The following is a 17,668-nucleotide window of genomic DNA, read 5'->3' on the forward strand; positions in this document are numbered from 1 at the left end:
GCCAAATTGTGCATTTTTTTGATGGTATTCGCTGATTGAATGACCAGTTAGTCACGAGATTATTCTAAAAATGACACTTGTTTATGCATAACATCACCAATCTGAATGCTTGACGCCAGTTCAGGCTGATCAACCGTCAACTCTGCATTTTTTTCATAGACGCGCGAGACGGTTAAGGTGATATCACTTTGTGACACCTTATTACGAGGCAAACCGTTCTGATCGATAAACGATCCTGTATGCCAAAGTTGTAATTTATCCCCTTCTTTCACGCCATGAATACGACCTAGATCGATACTGACGGTTTGCCCAAATTTGGCGACGACTTCTGGTAAGGTGATTTTACAAGAGATTTCAGATTCGAGATCCAGCATAATGTTCCGGCTCACCCGTAACAACATTTGACCATAGGTAGATGCCCAAAAACGGGCGCTACGAGTATCGACTTGGCTAGTTTTTGCAAACGGCCAGCTCGCAACTTCTCGATAATTTCTTCTCAAGATTTCACTGCCGGTTTTGCCATCAAAGACTTGCATTTCGAGAGCAAACTGACGATTAATAACATCATCTCGCAAAACCTTCTGTTCAATCGTTGCTGTTAAATCATTAATCACCCCACCGATAATATAGTGAGCCCCGGTATCTTGTGCGATCATTTGTATGCGAGTCGGGTTGCGATGATTGATATCGTAATCAGTGGTTCCAACAGAGACAAAGCTATGAGATTGCTGAGCGATTTGTCTATCGAGGACATCAGCAAAATCATCACCGATGGTGTAAATTTGTCCCATCACCGCTTGTTGTGGCGAAGCAAGATCAATATTGCCGACTAAAAAGGTCTTTTTGTATTGTTCTTTGTGGCAAGCCCTTGCCGATGGATAAATGTCGATACGAGCCGTAACCTTCATGACATTGCCGCGAACCTTACGATTTTCAACGGAGATATAACGAACTTCATGGTTATTAAACAAATATTCCTTTCTATCGGTTTCGAGTAAAGGCATTAAATGACTAATACTACCAATATCTGCCCCGGCAAAATTCACCGCCTTATACAGCGCATCTTCCAGAGCATGCAATCTAGCGACCTCTTCAGAGGAAACGATCGTTGCGGTGCCAGTCACTTCGTACCAAGCGGCATGACTTTTGGTGGCAAAAAAAGCCATGAAAAGCATTGAGATTAAAAAAGAAACATTTTTTTTCATTATTAGTTACCAGTTGGGTATAAATCTTGCTTAGTAAGTGTTAGCTGATGTAGGTGCGCAATTCTGAATCAAAGACAGATTGAGAAAAGCAAAGAGCGTTCCAGTTTTGTCAAAACGGGTGAACGGGACGATAGCCTTAGTATATCTGGAGATGAAGAAAATGAAAAAATGGCTTGGTTTAGTACCGGTAGTCTTTTTGACGGCGTGTGCTTATGCGCCAATTTATAATGGTAAAGAGCCGTATTCTGGCTCACAATTTATGTTAATAGAAAGTCCACGTCATACGTTGGATTTCTTTATTGATAGTTTGACAGAAGATCTCGTTCAGTCCAATACCAGTGTGACGGCTCGTACCCCGATCGCGGTGACTTCGTTTGTGGATCTACAAGATATGGATACCACCAATTGGTTAGGTAACTCTGTATCTGAAGGATTAATTCATCAGTTCCAGCGTCGCGGCTTTAAAGTAGTAGATTTTAAAACCACAGGGACAATTCAAGTCACTCGTCAAGGTGACTTTGCTTTTAGTCGAGACTGGAAAGATTTGGCTCAAGAGCAAGAAATTCAATACGTATTAACGGGTACTATGCTCCGTCAAGAAGGGGGGGTATTGGTTAATGCTCGAGTGGTTGGTATGCAATCGAGAATCGTGGTTGCGACTGCCCAAGGTTTCTTGCCGGCTGATCGCATTGGACGTGACTTAGATACTTTGAATACCATTCGTACGCAAGACGGTGTACTTATTCGTTCTGATCCGACAATGACTCGTCCATACAGTGTTATCTTGCGCCCTTAGGAGAATATGATGAGATCACCATTACTTTTTTTTCTGACCATCGTCATATTGCTCAGCGGTTGCCAGCCATTGCAGGCGATGCGTGAAGATGATTGGTTGACGGCAGTCGGTTATGCCAGCATCAGTGAGCAACGAGGCCGTGATGATGAGGAAAAGCAAGTGCGAGCAATGCGTGCTTCTAAAATAGATGCTTACCGTGAATTAGCAGAACAAGTTTATGGTATGCGGGTCAGTGGCCGTGCTGATTTGCATGATCAACGTTTAGGTACTGAGCTCACTTCCGGCGCTGTAGATGGTGTGATTCGAGGTGCAGAAGTGGTTCGCAGTTATAAAGTTGGCGATAGCTATGTAACTGAACTGCGGTTAGATATCCGTAAAATGGATCGATTACGCAGTTATGGCGAAGTTCAACAGGTGCCAGAAAAACGTCAACAAACCTTATTTTAACTCTTTTCTTTCTCCAGAATATACGAAAGTGGCTGCAAATACTGTGGCCGCTTTTTTATGCTGCCGGTTTGAGTTGGCAAGCTATCAGTGACTTTAGAATAGTGGCGAGTAAAAAATAGCGGATAAAAACGGCACGGGGATCATCAAGCTTTAAGGTTGGTGCCTAAGGTAGAAACGGTATGAGTTTGACCTGTCGCATTGTAAGTCATGCCGATTTTGCCGTGACTTTGCTGCATCAAATTATTCAGCTTATTAAAACTGACTTGTGCTCTTGCCAGTGCTTCACCATTCACTAGGTTGGCTTGCTGACAATCGTGAATAATGGAGCGAATTTGAGTCATTGTACTATGTAAATATTCATCTTCCGTGAGCTGATTAAGATGGGGATGACTCGCGATACGTTGATCGGTTTGCTGTAATCGAGTAATTAAGGCTATCTTTTGTTTCGCTGTTGACTCGATATCGGCAGAAACGCGGCTAGTAATGGCTATTTTTTCTTGTTCCAATACCGCTGAAAGCTCTTGAGCATTTTTCAATTGGAATGCAACTAAATCGTTTAATGCTGCCATAAATCAACCACCTTTATGCATCGGTCTGACTTGAAAGTGAGGTGATGGTTAAAAACCGCCCAACTCTTTCTCAAACTTAATCATATTATCTGCGAGCTTTTCAGCATCAACGACATAAGAGCCATTTGCTATGGCTTCTTTAATCGCCGCTACTTTTGCCGTATCAAAGCTGGGTGTTGCGGCCATCTCACTGTGCATTTCACCAATGGCTTTGCCTTGGGTACTGAGTGATACCGCATCTTGTTGAGATGATTGTGAGCGAGCGGCACTCGATGTTGATGATGCTGCTGTATTTGTGTCTGAACGAGCAGGTGAACGATTCGTTGTAACCAACGATTGACCTGAGCGTATGTTATCAATACCTGCCATAAACGAGCCTTTAAAATTGATCTATAGGTACCGTCATATCGACGGAGAGAGAGAAAACTTTAGTGCTTTGTTTACTCATCGATAAAAAAATGATCGTAAAGGGATTAAAATTGTACGGTAACTTCCCCCATTCCGCTCACTTGTGCATCTATTATACGGTTTGAACGATCATTTTTCACTTTTATCTGCTCTCCTAGGTTACCATCAGAGAGAGCGGTGCCTCTAGTTGTGATATTCATCCCGTTACTAACGGCTCTGATCAACACGCTTTCATTTCGACAAACGACACAAATATCATTACGATTGATCACGTCACCCAATTGTAAGTTTCTTTTCGTTTTTGCTCCAATTACCATATCTTGTGAGGAAAATCCTTGCCGTCGAAAGCGAAGCAGATCTACCATACTAAGAGTAATATCATTTTGCGTAATCGTTTGTCCTCTGGATAAAGCATTAAGAGCCGTCACCATAGGAACGGTCATCGTCAGCCTCACGGGAACATAAATTCGCCAGTTATCTGCTGGGCATTCAACCAATACAGTGATATTACTAGCAGAGCCGCTATGAGATGAGGACGATGTCTGTAGCTCATTAGGACAATCGGTAGCAAAGATCCGAGGATCAATGTTGGCCGCATTGACGACCAGTTCACCGCCTATCGGCTTATCGACGGTGTTGATGACATGACTTTCGGCTGCTCGCTGAATCTGTTCGATTTGCTCTGGCGTTGCAGAAAAAACCGAGAGACTAAAGAAAAATAATAAAAAGCCGATAGAGTTATAAAAAAAGTGGTAGAACCCTCTACACTTAGTTGGGGAATGGGAAAATAAACGGGTCTTCGAATTCATAGTTCGTTTCTCTGATTTCTTCATAGCCTGATTTAGACTACCACTTTTTTCCTATAAAAGTTTGAGATGGAGATGAGCTTATGACGGGTATTCTTGATTCTGTGAATCAGCGTACGCAACTTGTTGGTCAAAACCGACTAGAATTATTGACTTTCCGTCTTAACGGGCGTCAACGTTATGGTATTAACGTATTTAAGGTTAAAGAGGTTCTGCAATGCCCGAAGCTCACTGCCATGCCAAACTTACATCGCTTAGTTAAAGGTGTTGCTCATATCCGCGGTCAAACGGTCTCTGTGATCGATCTTAGCTTAGCCGTTGGTGGCCGTCCAACGGTTGATATTGATAAAAGCTTTGTGGTTATCGCCGAGTTTAACCGTTCGATTCAAGCTTTTTTAGTTAGCTCCGTTGAGCGAATCATCAATATGCGTTGGGAAGCGATATTGCCACCACCTGAAGCGGCAGGTAAAGGCAATTACCTCACAGCCGTCACCAATATCGATAATGAGTTGGTTGAAATTCTTGATGTAGAAAAAATCCTCGCTGAAATCGCCCCGGTCAACGAAATTATGAATGCATCGATTGGGGAAGATATTGCTCATGCTGAGCAAGAAAAACCGATTGTACGCCGAATTCTTATTGCTGATGACTCAAGTGTGGCACGCAAACAGGTGCAAAGAGCGATTGAGTCGATTGGTTTTGAGTGTATTCTCACCAAAGACGGCAAAGATGCTTATGAAAAACTATTAAGTATGGCTGAAGAGGGCAGTATCTATGAGCAAATCTGTTTAGTGATTTCGGATATTGAAATGCCTGAGATGGACGGCTATACCTTAACTGCAGAGATTCGACGTCATAATGAATTAAAAAATTTATATGTTATTCTCCATTCGTCACTGAGTGGGGTATTTAACCAAGCAATGGTTGAAAGGGTCGGTGCCAACTCTTTCATCGCTAAATTCAATCCCGATGAGCTTGGCAACGCGGTGAAAGCTGCGCTAGTAGAATAAAGAGAACTACATGACTGCTATTACTATCAGCGATCAAGAGTATCGCGATTTTTGTCGGTTTTTAGAGTCTCAGTGCGGTATCGTGCTGGGCGACAGTAAACAATACCTAGTGAGAAGTCGTCTTAGTCCACTGGTCAATAAGTTTAAGCTCAGCTCATTGTCTGATCTGTTGCGCGATGTTGTGACGGGCAGAAATCGTGAATTGCGAGTCGCTGCGGTCGATGCAATGACCACGAACGAAACCTTGTGGTTTCGAGATTCATACCCTTTCACGGTATTGGCTGAACGTTTATTGCCTGAAGTTGCGAAAAGCAAAAGACCGATTAAAATCTGGTCTGCGGCGAGCTCTTCAGGTCAAGAGCCTTACTCGATGGCGATGACAGTCTTAGAGGTTCAGCAAAAGCGCCCAGGTATGCTTCCGAGTGTGGCGATCACGGCGACCGATATTTCCAGCAGCATGCTAGATATGTGTCGATTGGGTATTTACGATAATCTAGCACTCGGCAGAGGATTATCGCCCGAGCGTCGTCGAGCTTTCTTTGAAGAGAACGGTGATGGTCGAATGCGAGTCAAAGATAACGTAAAAAAATTGGTTAACTTTCGGCCTCAAAACCTAATGGAAAGTTACGCCCTTTTGGGCAAGTTCGATATTATTTTTTGTCGTAATGTACTGATCTACTTTGCACCGGATATGAAATCAAAAGTACTTAATCAGATGGCGAGTAGTTTAAATCCTGGCGGCTATTTATTGCTCGGAGCTTCAGAGTCATTGACTGGGCTGACGGATCGTTTTGATATGGTTCGCTGTAATCCCGGTATTATTTATAAGCTAAAATAAACACAACAGAGTGATCTTCGTAAACCCGGCGGTATGCCGGGTTTTGTTTATCATTAAGCTCAATATGGCTAAATTCTTGCTTTAACCTAAAGTCGTATCGTTAGCCTTTTCTTTTAGCAACATGTTCTATGATAGTAAGACAGACTAAAGTACCCCAGCGTGTAATGAACCACTAATTTCCTAAAGCATCTAAAACTTGGTACGTAATTTGCTTTTTAAATCAAGTAACGGTCGGTTCTTAGCAAAGAGGCAAAACATGACTATTTCTTTTGATAAAGCACTCGGTATCCATCAACATACGGTTGGTGTTCGTGCACGCAATGCAGAAGTGATTGCGACCAATATTGCACAATCGAACACTCCGGGCTTTAAAGCAAAAGGAATGGACTTTGATCGAGCATTAAAGGCGGCAAGTTCAGGGGCAAGCATTAGTCTTAGCCGTACGGACGGTCGGCATATTCCTGCCTCAAAAACGGTGACAGGGGAAATGCTTTACCGCATTCCGACTCAACCGGATACCGGAGATGGCAATACGGTCGATGTTGATTTAGAGCGTAACCTCTTTATGGAAAATCAACTGCGCCACCAAGCTTCTCTAGAGTTCTTAGGCAGTAAGTTTAAGAACCTATCAAAAGCGATTAAAGGGGATTAATTAGATGAGCTTATTTAATGTATTCAATGTGACTGGTTCTGCAATGAGTGCTGAATCTGTTCGTCTAAATACGACATCCAGTAACTTAGCGAACGCAGACAGTGTTAGTAGTTCGGCGAAAGAAACGTATAAAGCCCGTCACGCGGTGTTCGGTGCAGAGTTAAATAAAGCCCGTTATCATCGTGACCCGAATGTTCCGGTAAAAGTGTTAGGGATTGTCGAAAGTAATAAACCGCTAAATGCGGAATACAATCCCGATCATCCTTTGGCCAACGATGAAGGCTTTATTTATAAGCCCAATGTTAATGTTATGGAAGAAATGGCCAATATGATTTCTGCTTCACGTTCTTATCAAACAAACGTTCAAGTGGCCGATGCAAGTAAACAGATGCTGCTGCGTACGCTGCAGATGGGTCAATAAGGGTAGGAGGTAGCAAATGGCTGGCATTAATAACCTTGGTCAAAGCGGCTTGTCCTATATCGACCAACTGAAAGCGCTGCAAGAGCAGAAAAAGCCCACGGAGACGACTGGGCAACAAGAGTTGAAACAAGAGGATTTTCTCTCGTTATTGACCAAACAGTTGGCACAACAAGATCCGTTTAAACCCGTTAGTAACGATCAAATGATTGCTCAAATGGCCTCTTTTGCCACCGTTGATGGCATTGGCAAAATGAACGGTCAATTTGAAAGTTTAAACTCGGCAATGACTTCTAATCAGGCGCTACAGGCTTCGTCGCTAGTAGGACGAGATGTTCTGGTTCCCGGTTCTGCTGGAATGAAGTCGGATGTTGGCGGCATGGCGGCAATGGTCAAATTGCCTCAAGCAGTACAAAACTTATTCATTCGCATTGAAAATGAAGCTGGCCAATTAGTACGTACTTTTGATGTTGGTGCAAAACCTGGCGGTGATAATCGTGTCGAATGGGATGGTAATGATGAAAATGGAAATCCATTGCCTGAAGGTCGATATAGAGTCAGAGCCTCCGGTTTGCTCGGTGGTGAAAATGCCGAATTTGGCGTATCAACCTACGCGAATGTCAATAGTGTTCTACTTGGTAAAGGCGACGGTAATGTACTGCTCAATCTTGCTGGTTTTGAATCACCAGTGCGACTTGCTGAAGTACTAGGAGTTGGCAAAGCATAATTATGCTCGCCAAACAGGAGAATTTGTTATGTCATATATATCGTTAAGCGGTCTTTCTGCTGCTCAATTAGATTTGAATACCACCAGTAATAATATTGCCAACGCGAACACCTACGGCTTTAAAGAGTCGCGGGCGGAGTTTGGTGATGTGTATTCAACGTCGCTATTTACCAATTCAAAAACTACACCAGGCCAAGGTGTTCAGGCGAGTAAGGTTGCGCAACAATTTCATGAAGGGTCGAGTATTTATACCAATAACCCGATGGATTTGCGTATTGCCGGTACCGGATTTTTTGCAGTTGCTAAAGATCGCTTAATCCCTCAGCAAAATGAATTGACTCGTAACGGTGCATTTCACCTTGATAAGAATAACTATATGGTCACCTCAAACGATCAATATTTACTCGGTTATGAAGTAAATCCTGATAATGGAGAGGTTTTATCGTATGAGCCTAAGCCGATCAATATTCCGGCTCAGTTTGGTAAACCAAAGCAAACCGGCAATATCGAACTCTCGGCTAACTTACCTGCGAACGGTGATTTAAAAGATCCTGCGCTATTTGATATTACCGATCCTGATACTTATAACCGCACCACGTCGTCGACCATTTATGACTCAATGGGGCAACCTTATAAGCTCACCACCTATTATTTAAAAGATCAAAATGAAAATAATAAGTGGAATACCTACTACACCGTTACCGATAAAACTGGTGAAAAACCACTCAATATCGCTGGCGGAGATGCGGTTTCTCCAAATGGTCATGTGGGCCATACGTTACGCTTTAATAATGACGGAACGTTAGCTAGCATTAATAACGGTAACCCGATTGTTTCTGCTGCATTTGGGGAGGGTGATAACCCAATTGATCTAAATGGAGCGGATGGTTCACAGACTTTAGCCTTTAACCTCAACGGGGCTACACAATTTGCTGCGCCATTTGAATTAACGAAGTTTGATCAAGATGGTGCGACCACGGGCTTTTTGACCAAAATCGATTTTGATGAGTACGGTAGTGTACTGGCCACCTATTCAAATGGACAAAATGTAACCTTAGGTCGAGTCGCTATGGTTCGAGTGGCTAATGAGCAAGGTTTGGATAAAAAAGGCGGCACGCAATGGGATTCTACTCAGCAATCTGGCGTTAAAATTTGGGGTGAATCAAGCAAAGGCTCATTTGGTACGATCAGTAATGGCGTGCTTGAGCAGTCAAACATTGATATGACCCAAGAGCTGGTGGATCTTATTTCTGCACAGCGTAACTTCCAGGCTAACTCGCGGGCTTTAGAAGTGCATACTGGATTACAACAAACGATTTTACAAATCCGTTAATTCTAGATTTATTCGATTCAACATGCCTAAGTTGCTTTGTCTACTTAGGCATGTACTTCTTTGTTCGTCTTTTCTCTTCTTTCGACCTTCACTCGTTCTTTAGGTAGAACGGCATGCCACATGGCATCCTCTGTCTTCTCTTGCCGTTAAATTGCCGCTTTTCATTGCGCCGTTGTCATTTTATCTTATTTAACTTACTGATTAATAGGTGTAAAAATAATGGCACGCCAATTGCTTGTTTATGATTAATTAATGATTGTGGAGAACGTCTGATGGATCGCGCACTGTTCCTTGCCATGAGTGGCGCTAAACAAAATATGCAGGCGATGCAGCTAAGAGCCAATAACCTTGCCAACGTCAGTACTACGGGCTTTCGAGCTGATTTAGAACAAGCTCGTTCAATGCAAGCGTATGGTGAAGGGCTACCTAGCCGCGTATTTAGCATGACAGAGCGCCCTGGGCACCGCTTTGACCAAGGCAGCGTGATCACCACAGGACGAGAACTCGATATTACCATTCAAGGTGATGGCTGGATTTCAGTATTAGATAAAACGGGTAATGAAGGTTTAACGCGCAGCGGTAATCTACGTATTGATCAAAATGGCTTATTACTTAATGGTAATGGTCATTTAGTGTTAGGTGAATTGGGTGCGCCGATTACTTTGCCAATCCCATTGAATAAAGTAGAGATAGGTAATGACGGTACTATCTCGGTTCGCCCACAGGGAGCGCCCGCAGACGCGATGGAAATCGTTGATCGTATTAAATTGGTCAAGCCTGATAATCGTTCTCTATTTAAAGATATTAATGGCTTATTTCGAGCCAAAGATCCTAATGCAGAATACGTAGCCGATGCCACAGTGAAAGTGTTGACTGGCGCTCTTGAGGGCAGCAACGTCAATGCAGTGGGAGAGATGACCAATCTGATTGATTTACAGCGTCAGTTTGAAATGCAAGTCAAAATGATGAGCACGGCAGAAGAGATGGACAAAGCGTCTGACTCTTTACTGCGTATGAGCTAAGTGAGAGGAATTTAGTATGCAACCTGCATTATGGATAAGTAAAACGGGTTTAGATGCCCAGCAGACCAATATTGCCACCATCTCAAACAACTTAGCTAACGCTTCAACGGTGGGTTTTAAAAAGAGCCGAGCGGTATTTGAGGATTTGTTTTACCAAAATATTAATCAGCCTGGCGGTCAGTCTTCACAAAATACCGAGTTACCGAGCGGATTAATGCTAGGGGCTGGGGCGAAGGTTGTGGCAACGCAGAAGGTTCACACGAACGGTAATGTCCAGACCACCAATAATAGCCTAGATATGATGATTGAAGGCGATGGTTTTTTCCAGATCCTCATGCCGGATGGCAATATCGGTTATAGCCGTAACGGTCAATTTACGTTGAATGCGGAAGGCGCGATCGTGACTTCTGGAGCTGGTTATTTAGTACAGCCAGAAATCGTTGTTCCAGAAGATGCTATCTCGATCACTGTGGGCAATGACGGTGAAGTTTCGGTGCGTTTACGTGGTCAGCAAGAGAACCAAGTCTTAGGACAAATCACTATCGTTGATTTCATTAACCCAGGTGGTTTAGAACCTGTTGGGCAAAACCTATATTTACCGACGGGTGCCAGTGGCGATCCACAAGAAGGCGTTCCTGGTTTAGATGGGCTTGGCAATATCCGTCAATCCATGTTGGAAAGCTCTAACGTTAATGTGACTGAAGAGCTGGTTAATATGATTGAAGCACAGCGAGTCTATGAGATGAACTCTAAAGTGATCTCTTCTGTGGATCAAATGATGAGTTTTGTTAATCAACAACTCTAATCACTGACTAAGAGACTATGATGATGAAACGTTTACTCAGTTTAGCCTTCGTGACATTACTTTCTGGATGCAGTTTATTACCAGCACCACTTGAAACGGCAGATGTGGTGCAAGGTACAACGGTAGTGGATGCGGTTGAGGGGGATCGATCGTCTGACGGTAGTTCTGGGTTACTCGATACCTTACGTAATCGAAATGACCCTGTTGCTGGCGACCCTGCTTGGGCTCCTATTCATCCGAAAGCCAAACCTGAGCATTATGCTGCTGAGACCGGTTCATTGTTTAATCTCGCTCGAGCAGTGAGTTTATACAGTGATGCTAAGCCGCGAGGGATTGGCGACATTATTACTGTGACGTTGAATGAAAACACCAAGGCAACCAAAAGCGCGGATGCTAAATTAACTAAAAATAATGACGCATCGATGGACCCACTCAGTGTTGGTGGTCAGGAGCTGACCATTGGTGATTACAACTTCTCTTACGCTTTGAAAAATAACAATCAATTTTCGGGTAGTGCGCAAGCAAACCAAAATAATAATTTACAAGGTTCGATTACCGTTGAAGTCATTGATGTTTTATCTAACGGCAATTTAGTGGTTCGAGGCGAAAAGTGGTTAATGCTCAACACGGGTGATGAATACATTCGTTTAAGTGGCACCGTGCGTCCAGATGATATTGGTTACGACAATACGATAGCGTCTAATCGTATCTCTAATACTCGAATTCAATACTCCAGTACCGGATCGAATCAAGATATGCAAGAGCCTGGATTTTTGGCACGATTTTTTAATGTCTCTTTATAGTATGTCAATATAAGTCGATTTTTTGACACGATAAAATGATCACATGGCGATGCGTATCCACATTGAGAGAAGGTTAACGATGATGAAAAAAATTTTATTGCTCTTAATGGTGTTCATGGCAAGCAGTGCTCATGCCACGCGAATTAAAGATGTTGCACAAGTAGCCGGTGTGCGTAGTAACCAATTAGTCGGGTATGGTTTAGTGACGGGGTTACCCGGTACAGGAGAATCAAACCCGTTTACTGATCAAAGTTTTCGCGCCATGCTGCAAAACTTTGGCATTCAATTGCCGCCTGGCACACGAACCAATACCAAAAACGTTGCCGCAGTCATGTTGACGGCGGAACTGCCTCCGTTTACGAAGCAAGGACAGACAATTGATGTCACCGTATCGTCGATAGGCTCAGCGAGCAGTTTACGTGGTGGTACATTGACACAAACTTTCTTAAAAGGACTGGATGGCCAAGTGTATGCTGTGGCTCAAGGCAATTTAGTGGTCAGTGGATTTAGTGCGACTGGAGCGGATGGGTCAAGTTTGGTTGGCAACAACCCAACGGTTGGTATGATTTCTAATGGGGCGATAGTCGAGCGAGAAATTCCAACGCCTTTTGGTCGTGGTGATTTTATCACTTTTAATCTTTTCCAATCGGATTTTACGACGGCACAACGAATGGCCGATACCGTGAACCAATTTTTAGGCCCAGATATGGCCTCAGCCATTGATGCAACTTCAGTACGCGTTCGTGCACCTCGAGAAGTCTCGCAAAGAGTGGCTTTTCTTTCTGCCGTAGAAAACCTTGAGTTTGAACCTGCGGATATGGCGGCAAAGATTATCGTCAATTCACGAACCGGAACGATTGTGATTGGTCAGCATGTACGTTTAAGACCCGCCGCTGTGACTCACGGCGGTATGACGGTGGCGATCAAAGAAAACTGGGGCGTTGATCAACCCAATCCTTTTGCTGGAGGAGAGACGGCGATCATTCCCGATACAGATATTGAAGTCGTTGAGCAGCAAGGAAAAATGTTTAAGTTAGAAACCGGAACGACTTTAGATGAATTGGTCCGGGCTGTGAATGAAGTCGGGGCTGCTCCGTCAGATTTAATGGCAATTTTACAAGCATTAAAACAAGCTGGTGCCATTCAAGGTCAGTTAATTATTATCTAAGGAGTTCGTGATGGTGAATAACCCCAATGATATCGGCTTTATTCATGATATCGCCAGCCTAGATAAATTACGTCAACAAGCACTCAATGGTGATGCTGGCGCTGAAAAAGAGGCACTGACTGCCGCTGCAAGACAGTTTGAGGCTATTTTTACCACCATGATGTTAAAGTCGATGCGCGATGCGAACTCAGCGTTTAAATCGGATTTATTCAGCAGTAATAACGAAGATTTTTATCGACAAATGCAAGACGAGCAAATGGTCAGTCAGTTAAGCGCCTCAGGTTCGTTAGGCTTGGCCGATATGATTGTTGCACAGCTGACGGCGGCAGATAATGTCGCACCTACCGATCAAGATAACGACCGTTTCCAAGAGGCGATGAATCGCGTCCAACAAGCGCGATCGGTGGCGGCTGAGCGGCCCAATAATAGCGTAGTGGCGGCATCTTCATCACCGGCTCATGAATACCGTTTTGATTCACCACAATCTTTTGTCACATCACTCAAACCTTACGCCGATAAAGCGGCACAAGCGTTAGGTATTGATGCTTCTTTACTGCTTGCTCAAGCTGCTTTAGAAACCGGTTGGGGACAAAAAATGGTCAGTAATGCCCGTGGAAGCAGTAATAATTTATTTAATATTAAAGCTGATAGAAGTTGGCAGGGGCAGCGTGTTGCCACTCAAACCTTAGAATATTACGATCAAACTCCGGTTATGGAAAAAGCCGCTTTTCGCGCTTATCCAAGCTTCCAAGACAGTTTTGATGATTATTTACGCTTTTTAGAAAATAATCCTCGCTACAGCACCGCCTTAGAGCATGGTGGAAGTAGTGAAGCGTTTATTCATGGTATTCATCAAGCAGGCTATGCGACCGATCCTCATTATGCAGATAAAGTATTGCGAGTAAAAGCGCAGATCGATCAAATGGATAACAGCTAATGCTCATGGGGATTCACTCACTTGCTGCCTACCTGTAATTCCAAGTCGTTTGGGTATATTGGATTTTTTCTGACTTGGCGATCATTCACTTAGCGCAATAAACATCCTTTCATTTCGTACCTTATTGAATATAGAAATAGGCTTTGGCTGGTTGGCCTCGCAACCAGTTTCTTCTAGCGCTTCAGTTTTATCTTTTATATTTCCTCTAGTTAACTAATCTCATTCATTGGCATAGTTATTGCTTTTATAAGTAGTAATGGGGTCAGTAACGACTGGCGTTAATCGGTTTTTTGGGGGCAAGTATGGCGTCTGATCTTCTGAATCTTGGTGCGCAGAGCGTATTAACGGCTCAGAGACAACTCAATACCACGGGTCATAACATTGCGAATGTTAATACCGAGGGTTACAGCCGTCAGTCTGTGATCCAAGGGACCAATGCACCTCGCCAACTCGGTGGTCAAACCTATGGGATGGGCGTACATGTGGAAAATGTTCGCCGCTCTTGGGATCAGTTTGCCGTTAAAGAGCTGAATCTTGCCACAACCAACCACGCTTTTAATAGCGATACCGAAGAAAACTTAGATATGCTCTCTAAGTTACTCTCTTCTGTTGCTTCTAAGAAAATCCCCGAAAATCTTAACGAATGGTTTGATTCAGTAAAAAGTTTAGCCGACACCCCCAATGATGTCGGGGTGCGCAAAGTTGTGCTCGAAAAAGCGAATCTTGTTACTCAAAATTTGAATGATTTTCATGAAACCGTGCGACGTCAGTTTGATATCACTAATAAAGGACTCGACGTTGGTATAGAGCGAATCAACCAGTTAGCGTTAGAAATACGTGATTTACAGCGGCTAATGATGCGTGTGCCTGGTCCACATAATGATTTGATGGATGAGCATGAAAAATTAGTCGCTGAACTTTCCCAATATACCAAAGTAACGGTAACACCCCGTACCAGTGCTGAAGGTTTTAATATTCATATTGGTAGCGGACATACCCTTGTCTCGGGAACGGAAGCGAGTCAATTAAAAATGATTGACGGTTATCCAGATGTCAAACAGCGTCGCTTGGCAGTCGTTGAAGGAAATACATTAAAGTCTATTTCTGAAAAAGAGATCGGCGGAAAGATGGCTGCGCTATTTGAAATGCGTGATCAACATATTCCTGGATTACTGGATGAAATCGGTCGTTTATCAATTTCTTTTGCTCATCAGGTCAACGAGTTACAAAGCCAAGGTTTAGATCTGCGTGGTAATGTTGGTGGGCTGCTTTTTTCCGATGTTAACTCTGAAGTCAATGCTCGTTCACGTATTGCCACAGCCAGTGATTCGAATGCTGATATTCGAGTGTACATCGATGATCTTAGTCAGTTAAAAGGTGGCGAGTTTGCTCTGTCTTATACAGGCAGTCATTATGTGGCGACGTTACCAGATGGCAAGCAACAGATCCTCGCACTTAATCAAGGTAATCTTTATTTAGATGGCTTGCGTATTCAGGTCAATACTCCACCAGAAATTGGTGAGCGAGTCATCGTTCGCCCAACCCGTGATGGCGCCGCTCAGATTCAGATGGCAACCAATGATCCGACAAAGATTGCCGCCCAAAGCTATCAAGCCTCGACTTCTTTTGCTCAAGGGCGTGCCCAATTTCAAATTGACCAAGTTGGTGATATCAAAGAGTTTGAAGCTTATCTTGTCCCTAATACAGGTGCTGGCGATCATGAGATGCAAATTCGTGTGGTGGACAAAAATGGCCAGTTGCTCGCAACGCAACCTTATTTATTTAATGACGACCAATCAAAGTTACCGATAGTTATCCCTGCTCAACAAGCGAGTGGTCAACCGACCGTCTTTACCCTGACTCGAGGGGCGATTGAGAATGATAAATTTACCGCCAATTTAAATCCGGCGGAAGGTGATAACGGTAATTTACGCAAGATGATTCATCTACAAACCACCAAAAAAATGAATGACAATGAGTCAACCATTATCGGTTTGTATCATAACTTGAATACCGATTTCGGTTTAAAACTCTCGACTTCGACTCGCTTAGCCGATGTGGCTCGTTTAGAAAAAGAGGCGGCGGAATCGCGTATTGGTTCAGTGTCTGGGGTTAACTTGGATGAAGAAGCAGCCAATATGATGAAGTTTCAGCATGCTTATATGGCCTCATCGCGCATCATGCAGGCTGCAAATGACACGTTTAATACCATTTTGCAGCTCAGGTAGGGGGACAAGTAAATGTTAAATCGAATTTCTAGCTTCCATAACTATCAGTCGGTGCAAAACGATTTACGTCGCCAAGAAAATAAAGTTCATCACAACCAAGCGCAATTAGCTTCGGGAAAAAAGCTTTTGTCTGCCGGAGATAACCCACTCGCGACGCATTACATTCAAAATGTAACACAACAAGAAGAGCAGTTGCGCCAATACTTAGATGCCATTGTACTGGTTCGTAATCGTCTTGAGCACCAAGAAGTGATCATTTCTAATGCCGAAGAGTTTACCGATAAAGCCAAGCGTATGGTCATGGAAATGATCAACGGTTCATTATCTCCCGAAGATCGTGAAACTCAGGCGCGGCAAATTCAAGAAATTGCTAATAACTTTTTGAATCTTGCCAATGTACAAGACGAAACGGGTAATTTTATTTTTGCGGGAACTCGGCCGAAGAACCAACCTTTTTTTCGAGATAATCAAGGTAACGTGACCTATTACGGTGATGATTATCAGCGAAAAATGCGCATCTCCAATAATTTAGAAATGCCCTTCAATACCCCAGGCAACCAAATGTTTATGGATATTAATAATCCATTTGGTGATTTTGAACCTGAGTATGCATTACAAGAAGGATCGGAATTATTGCTTGAGCGGGCAACGAACAGTGATGACGGTGATAATGCCAGCTATACGGTAACGTTTGTGGATATGCTCAATGGCGGCTTTGCTTATCAGTTAGAGCGCGATGGTGAGGTTGTCGAGGTTAATGACTTTGATCCAAGAACAGGGGTTCAATATCAAGGTCTCACTATTAATATCAAAGGCAGTATCACAGCCGGAGACAGCATCACTCTGAATCCACGTAAAACATTTACAGTATTTGATAGTTTTAAAAAAGCCATTGAGTACTCGAAAGGTTCTGTTTCCGATGCTTCAACCACTGGCAAGCTTCATCAAATCACCGAAGAATTACACACTGCCTTTATTCATTTAAACCAAGTTCGTTCGGATGTCGGTGCTCGATTGAGCACCTTAGATCTACAAGAAGATCAGCATGAAGATTTTAAAATCAGTCTGGCTCGCTCTAAGAGTCAGTTTGAAGATCTCGATTACTCGCAAGCAGTGATTGAATTTAATGAAAACTCGAGAGCGCTGCAAGCCTCTCAATTGGCGTTTGGCAAAGCGAAAGATTTAACCCTATTTAATTACCTTTAGAGGTTAGTGAGAATCGCTTGCTCAGCATCATTAAGTCGTTGTTTGAGTTCGGGACAAGAACTTGTTTCTCTCGAACAACGCTTAACCTCGAAAGGTTAATAAATCCTATCTTTGTGCCTTATGTGCTATGCCATCAGTGCGAAAAGAGAGGTGTTTTTTTGCTTTAAATCTCATCTTGTCTTCGGTCGGCTTTCCTTTGCCAGTCGACAGCAGGCGGAGCGGCAAAAAAGCGGCAACGGTATATTACCAGTGCTGAACGAAAGAGAGTTTTGTAAACAATTGAAATTAAC

19 protein-coding genes are annotated in these 17,668 nt (G+C 43.3%); 15 read left to right on the forward strand and 4 right to left on the reverse strand.

The annotated features are described in order from the left end of the window. Positions 1-59 precede the first annotated feature (59 nt). Positions 60-1,205 (reverse strand): flagellar assembly protein FlgT, encoded by a 1,146-nt coding sequence (locus FKN88_RS09665; RefSeq protein ID WP_004394701.1) that lies wholly within the window; start codon positions 1,203-1,205, stop codon positions 60-62. Positions 1,206-1,365: 160 nt separating this feature from the next. Between FKN88_RS09665 and FKN88_RS09670 the strand changes: the two genes are divergently transcribed. Further along, positions 1,366-2,001: a FlgO family outer membrane protein gene (locus FKN88_RS09670; RefSeq protein ID WP_004394702.1), complete on the forward strand. Its 636-nt coding sequence runs from the start codon at positions 1,366-1,368 to the stop codon at positions 1,999-2,001. 6 nt (positions 2,002-2,007) lie between these two features. Beyond that, positions 2,008-2,448 (forward strand): flagellar assembly lipoprotein FlgP, encoded by a 441-nt coding sequence (gene flgP, locus FKN88_RS09675; protein WP_050782707.1) that lies wholly within the window; start codon positions 2,008-2,010, stop codon positions 2,446-2,448. A gap of 143 nt (positions 2,449-2,591) precedes the next feature. On the opposite strand, the gene FKN88_RS09680 is transcribed toward flgP, so the two are convergent. From FKN88_RS09680 to flgA, 3 genes are all read right to left on the reverse strand, one after another. Then, positions 2,592-3,017, reverse strand: coding sequence for a flagella synthesis protein FlgN (locus FKN88_RS09680; RefSeq protein WP_004394704.1), 426 nt, complete (start codon positions 3,015-3,017; stop codon positions 2,592-2,594). 48 nt (positions 3,018-3,065) lie between these two features. Beyond that, a complete protein-coding gene (flgM, locus tag FKN88_RS09685) occupies positions 3,066-3,386 on the reverse strand; it encodes a flagellar biosynthesis anti-sigma factor FlgM (protein ID WP_158138791.1) in 321 nt (106 codons plus the stop codon). 104 nt (positions 3,387-3,490) lie between these two features. Beyond that, positions 3,491-4,258, reverse strand: coding sequence for a flagellar basal body P-ring formation chaperone FlgA (flgA, locus tag FKN88_RS09690; RefSeq protein ID WP_158138790.1), 768 nt, complete (start codon positions 4,256-4,258; stop codon positions 3,491-3,493). Positions 4,259-4,314: 56 nt separating this feature from the next. Between flgA and FKN88_RS09695 the strand changes: the two genes are divergently transcribed. The 13 genes from FKN88_RS09695 (at position 4,315) to flgL (ending at position 17,378) form a co-directional block, all read left to right on the forward strand. Beyond that, a complete protein-coding gene (locus FKN88_RS09695; protein WP_158138789.1) occupies positions 4,315-5,241 on the forward strand; it encodes a chemotaxis protein CheV in 927 nt (308 codons plus the stop codon). A 10-nt stretch (positions 5,242-5,251) separates the two neighbouring features. Further along, on the forward strand, positions 5,252-6,079 hold the full coding sequence (locus FKN88_RS09700; RefSeq protein WP_154170393.1) for a protein-glutamate O-methyltransferase: 828 nt from the start codon (positions 5,252-5,254) through the stop codon (positions 6,077-6,079). Between the two features lie 256 nt (positions 6,080-6,335). Beyond that, on the forward strand, positions 6,336-6,731 hold the full coding sequence (gene flgB / locus FKN88_RS09705) for a flagellar basal body rod protein FlgB (RefSeq protein WP_004394708.1): 396 nt from the start codon (positions 6,336-6,338) through the stop codon (positions 6,729-6,731). A 4-nt stretch (positions 6,732-6,735) separates the two neighbouring features. After that, on the forward strand, positions 6,736-7,152 hold the full coding sequence (flgC, locus tag FKN88_RS09710) for a flagellar basal body rod protein FlgC (protein ID WP_004394709.1): 417 nt from the start codon (positions 6,736-6,738) through the stop codon (positions 7,150-7,152). Positions 7,153-7,168: 16 nt separating this feature from the next. Further along, positions 7,169-7,876 carry a flagellar hook assembly protein FlgD gene (locus FKN88_RS09715; protein ID WP_004394710.1) on the forward strand — a complete coding sequence of 236 codons (708 nt, stop codon included), beginning with the start codon at positions 7,169-7,171 and terminating at the stop codon, positions 7,874-7,876. A 28-nt stretch (positions 7,877-7,904) separates the two neighbouring features. After that, entirely contained in the window at positions 7,905-9,209 is a 1,305-nt protein-coding gene (gene flgE, locus FKN88_RS09720; protein WP_040904107.1) for a flagellar hook protein FlgE, read from the forward strand. Between the two features lie 272 nt (positions 9,210-9,481). Further along, positions 9,482-10,231, forward strand: a complete 750-nt coding sequence (gene flgF, locus FKN88_RS09725; RefSeq protein WP_004394712.1) for a flagellar basal-body rod protein FlgF — start codon at positions 9,482-9,484, stop codon at positions 10,229-10,231. 16 nt (positions 10,232-10,247) lie between these two features. Then, positions 10,248-11,036, forward strand: a complete 789-nt coding sequence (gene flgG / locus FKN88_RS09730) for a flagellar basal-body rod protein FlgG (RefSeq protein WP_040904110.1) — start codon at positions 10,248-10,250, stop codon at positions 11,034-11,036. Between the two features lie 23 nt (positions 11,037-11,059). After that, a complete protein-coding gene (gene flgH / locus FKN88_RS09735; RefSeq protein WP_158139058.1) occupies positions 11,060-11,839 on the forward strand; it encodes a flagellar basal body L-ring protein FlgH in 780 nt (259 codons plus the stop codon). A gap of 82 nt (positions 11,840-11,921) precedes the next feature. Beyond that, positions 11,922-13,007, forward strand: a complete 1,086-nt coding sequence (locus FKN88_RS09740) for a flagellar basal body P-ring protein FlgI (protein ID WP_040904112.1) — start codon at positions 11,922-11,924, stop codon at positions 13,005-13,007. 10 nt (positions 13,008-13,017) lie between these two features. Then, positions 13,018-13,944, forward strand: coding sequence for a flagellar assembly peptidoglycan hydrolase FlgJ (gene flgJ / locus FKN88_RS09745; protein WP_154170397.1), 927 nt, complete (start codon positions 13,018-13,020; stop codon positions 13,942-13,944). Between the two features lie 302 nt (positions 13,945-14,246). After that, positions 14,247-16,172 carry a flagellar hook-associated protein FlgK gene (gene flgK, locus FKN88_RS09750; protein ID WP_154170399.1) on the forward strand — a complete coding sequence of 642 codons (1,926 nt, stop codon included), beginning with the start codon at positions 14,247-14,249 and terminating at the stop codon, positions 16,170-16,172. Between the two features lie 12 nt (positions 16,173-16,184). Beyond that, positions 16,185-17,378, forward strand: coding sequence for a flagellar hook-associated protein FlgL (gene flgL, locus FKN88_RS09755; protein WP_004394718.1), 1,194 nt, complete (start codon positions 16,185-16,187; stop codon positions 17,376-17,378). The last annotated feature ends 290 nt before the right edge of the window (positions 17,379-17,668 follow it).

It is taken from the genome of Vibrio sp. 2017_1457_13, from assembly GCF_030851525.1.
Lineage (GTDB): Bacteria > Pseudomonadota > Gammaproteobacteria > Enterobacterales > Vibrionaceae > Vibrio > Vibrio metschnikovii.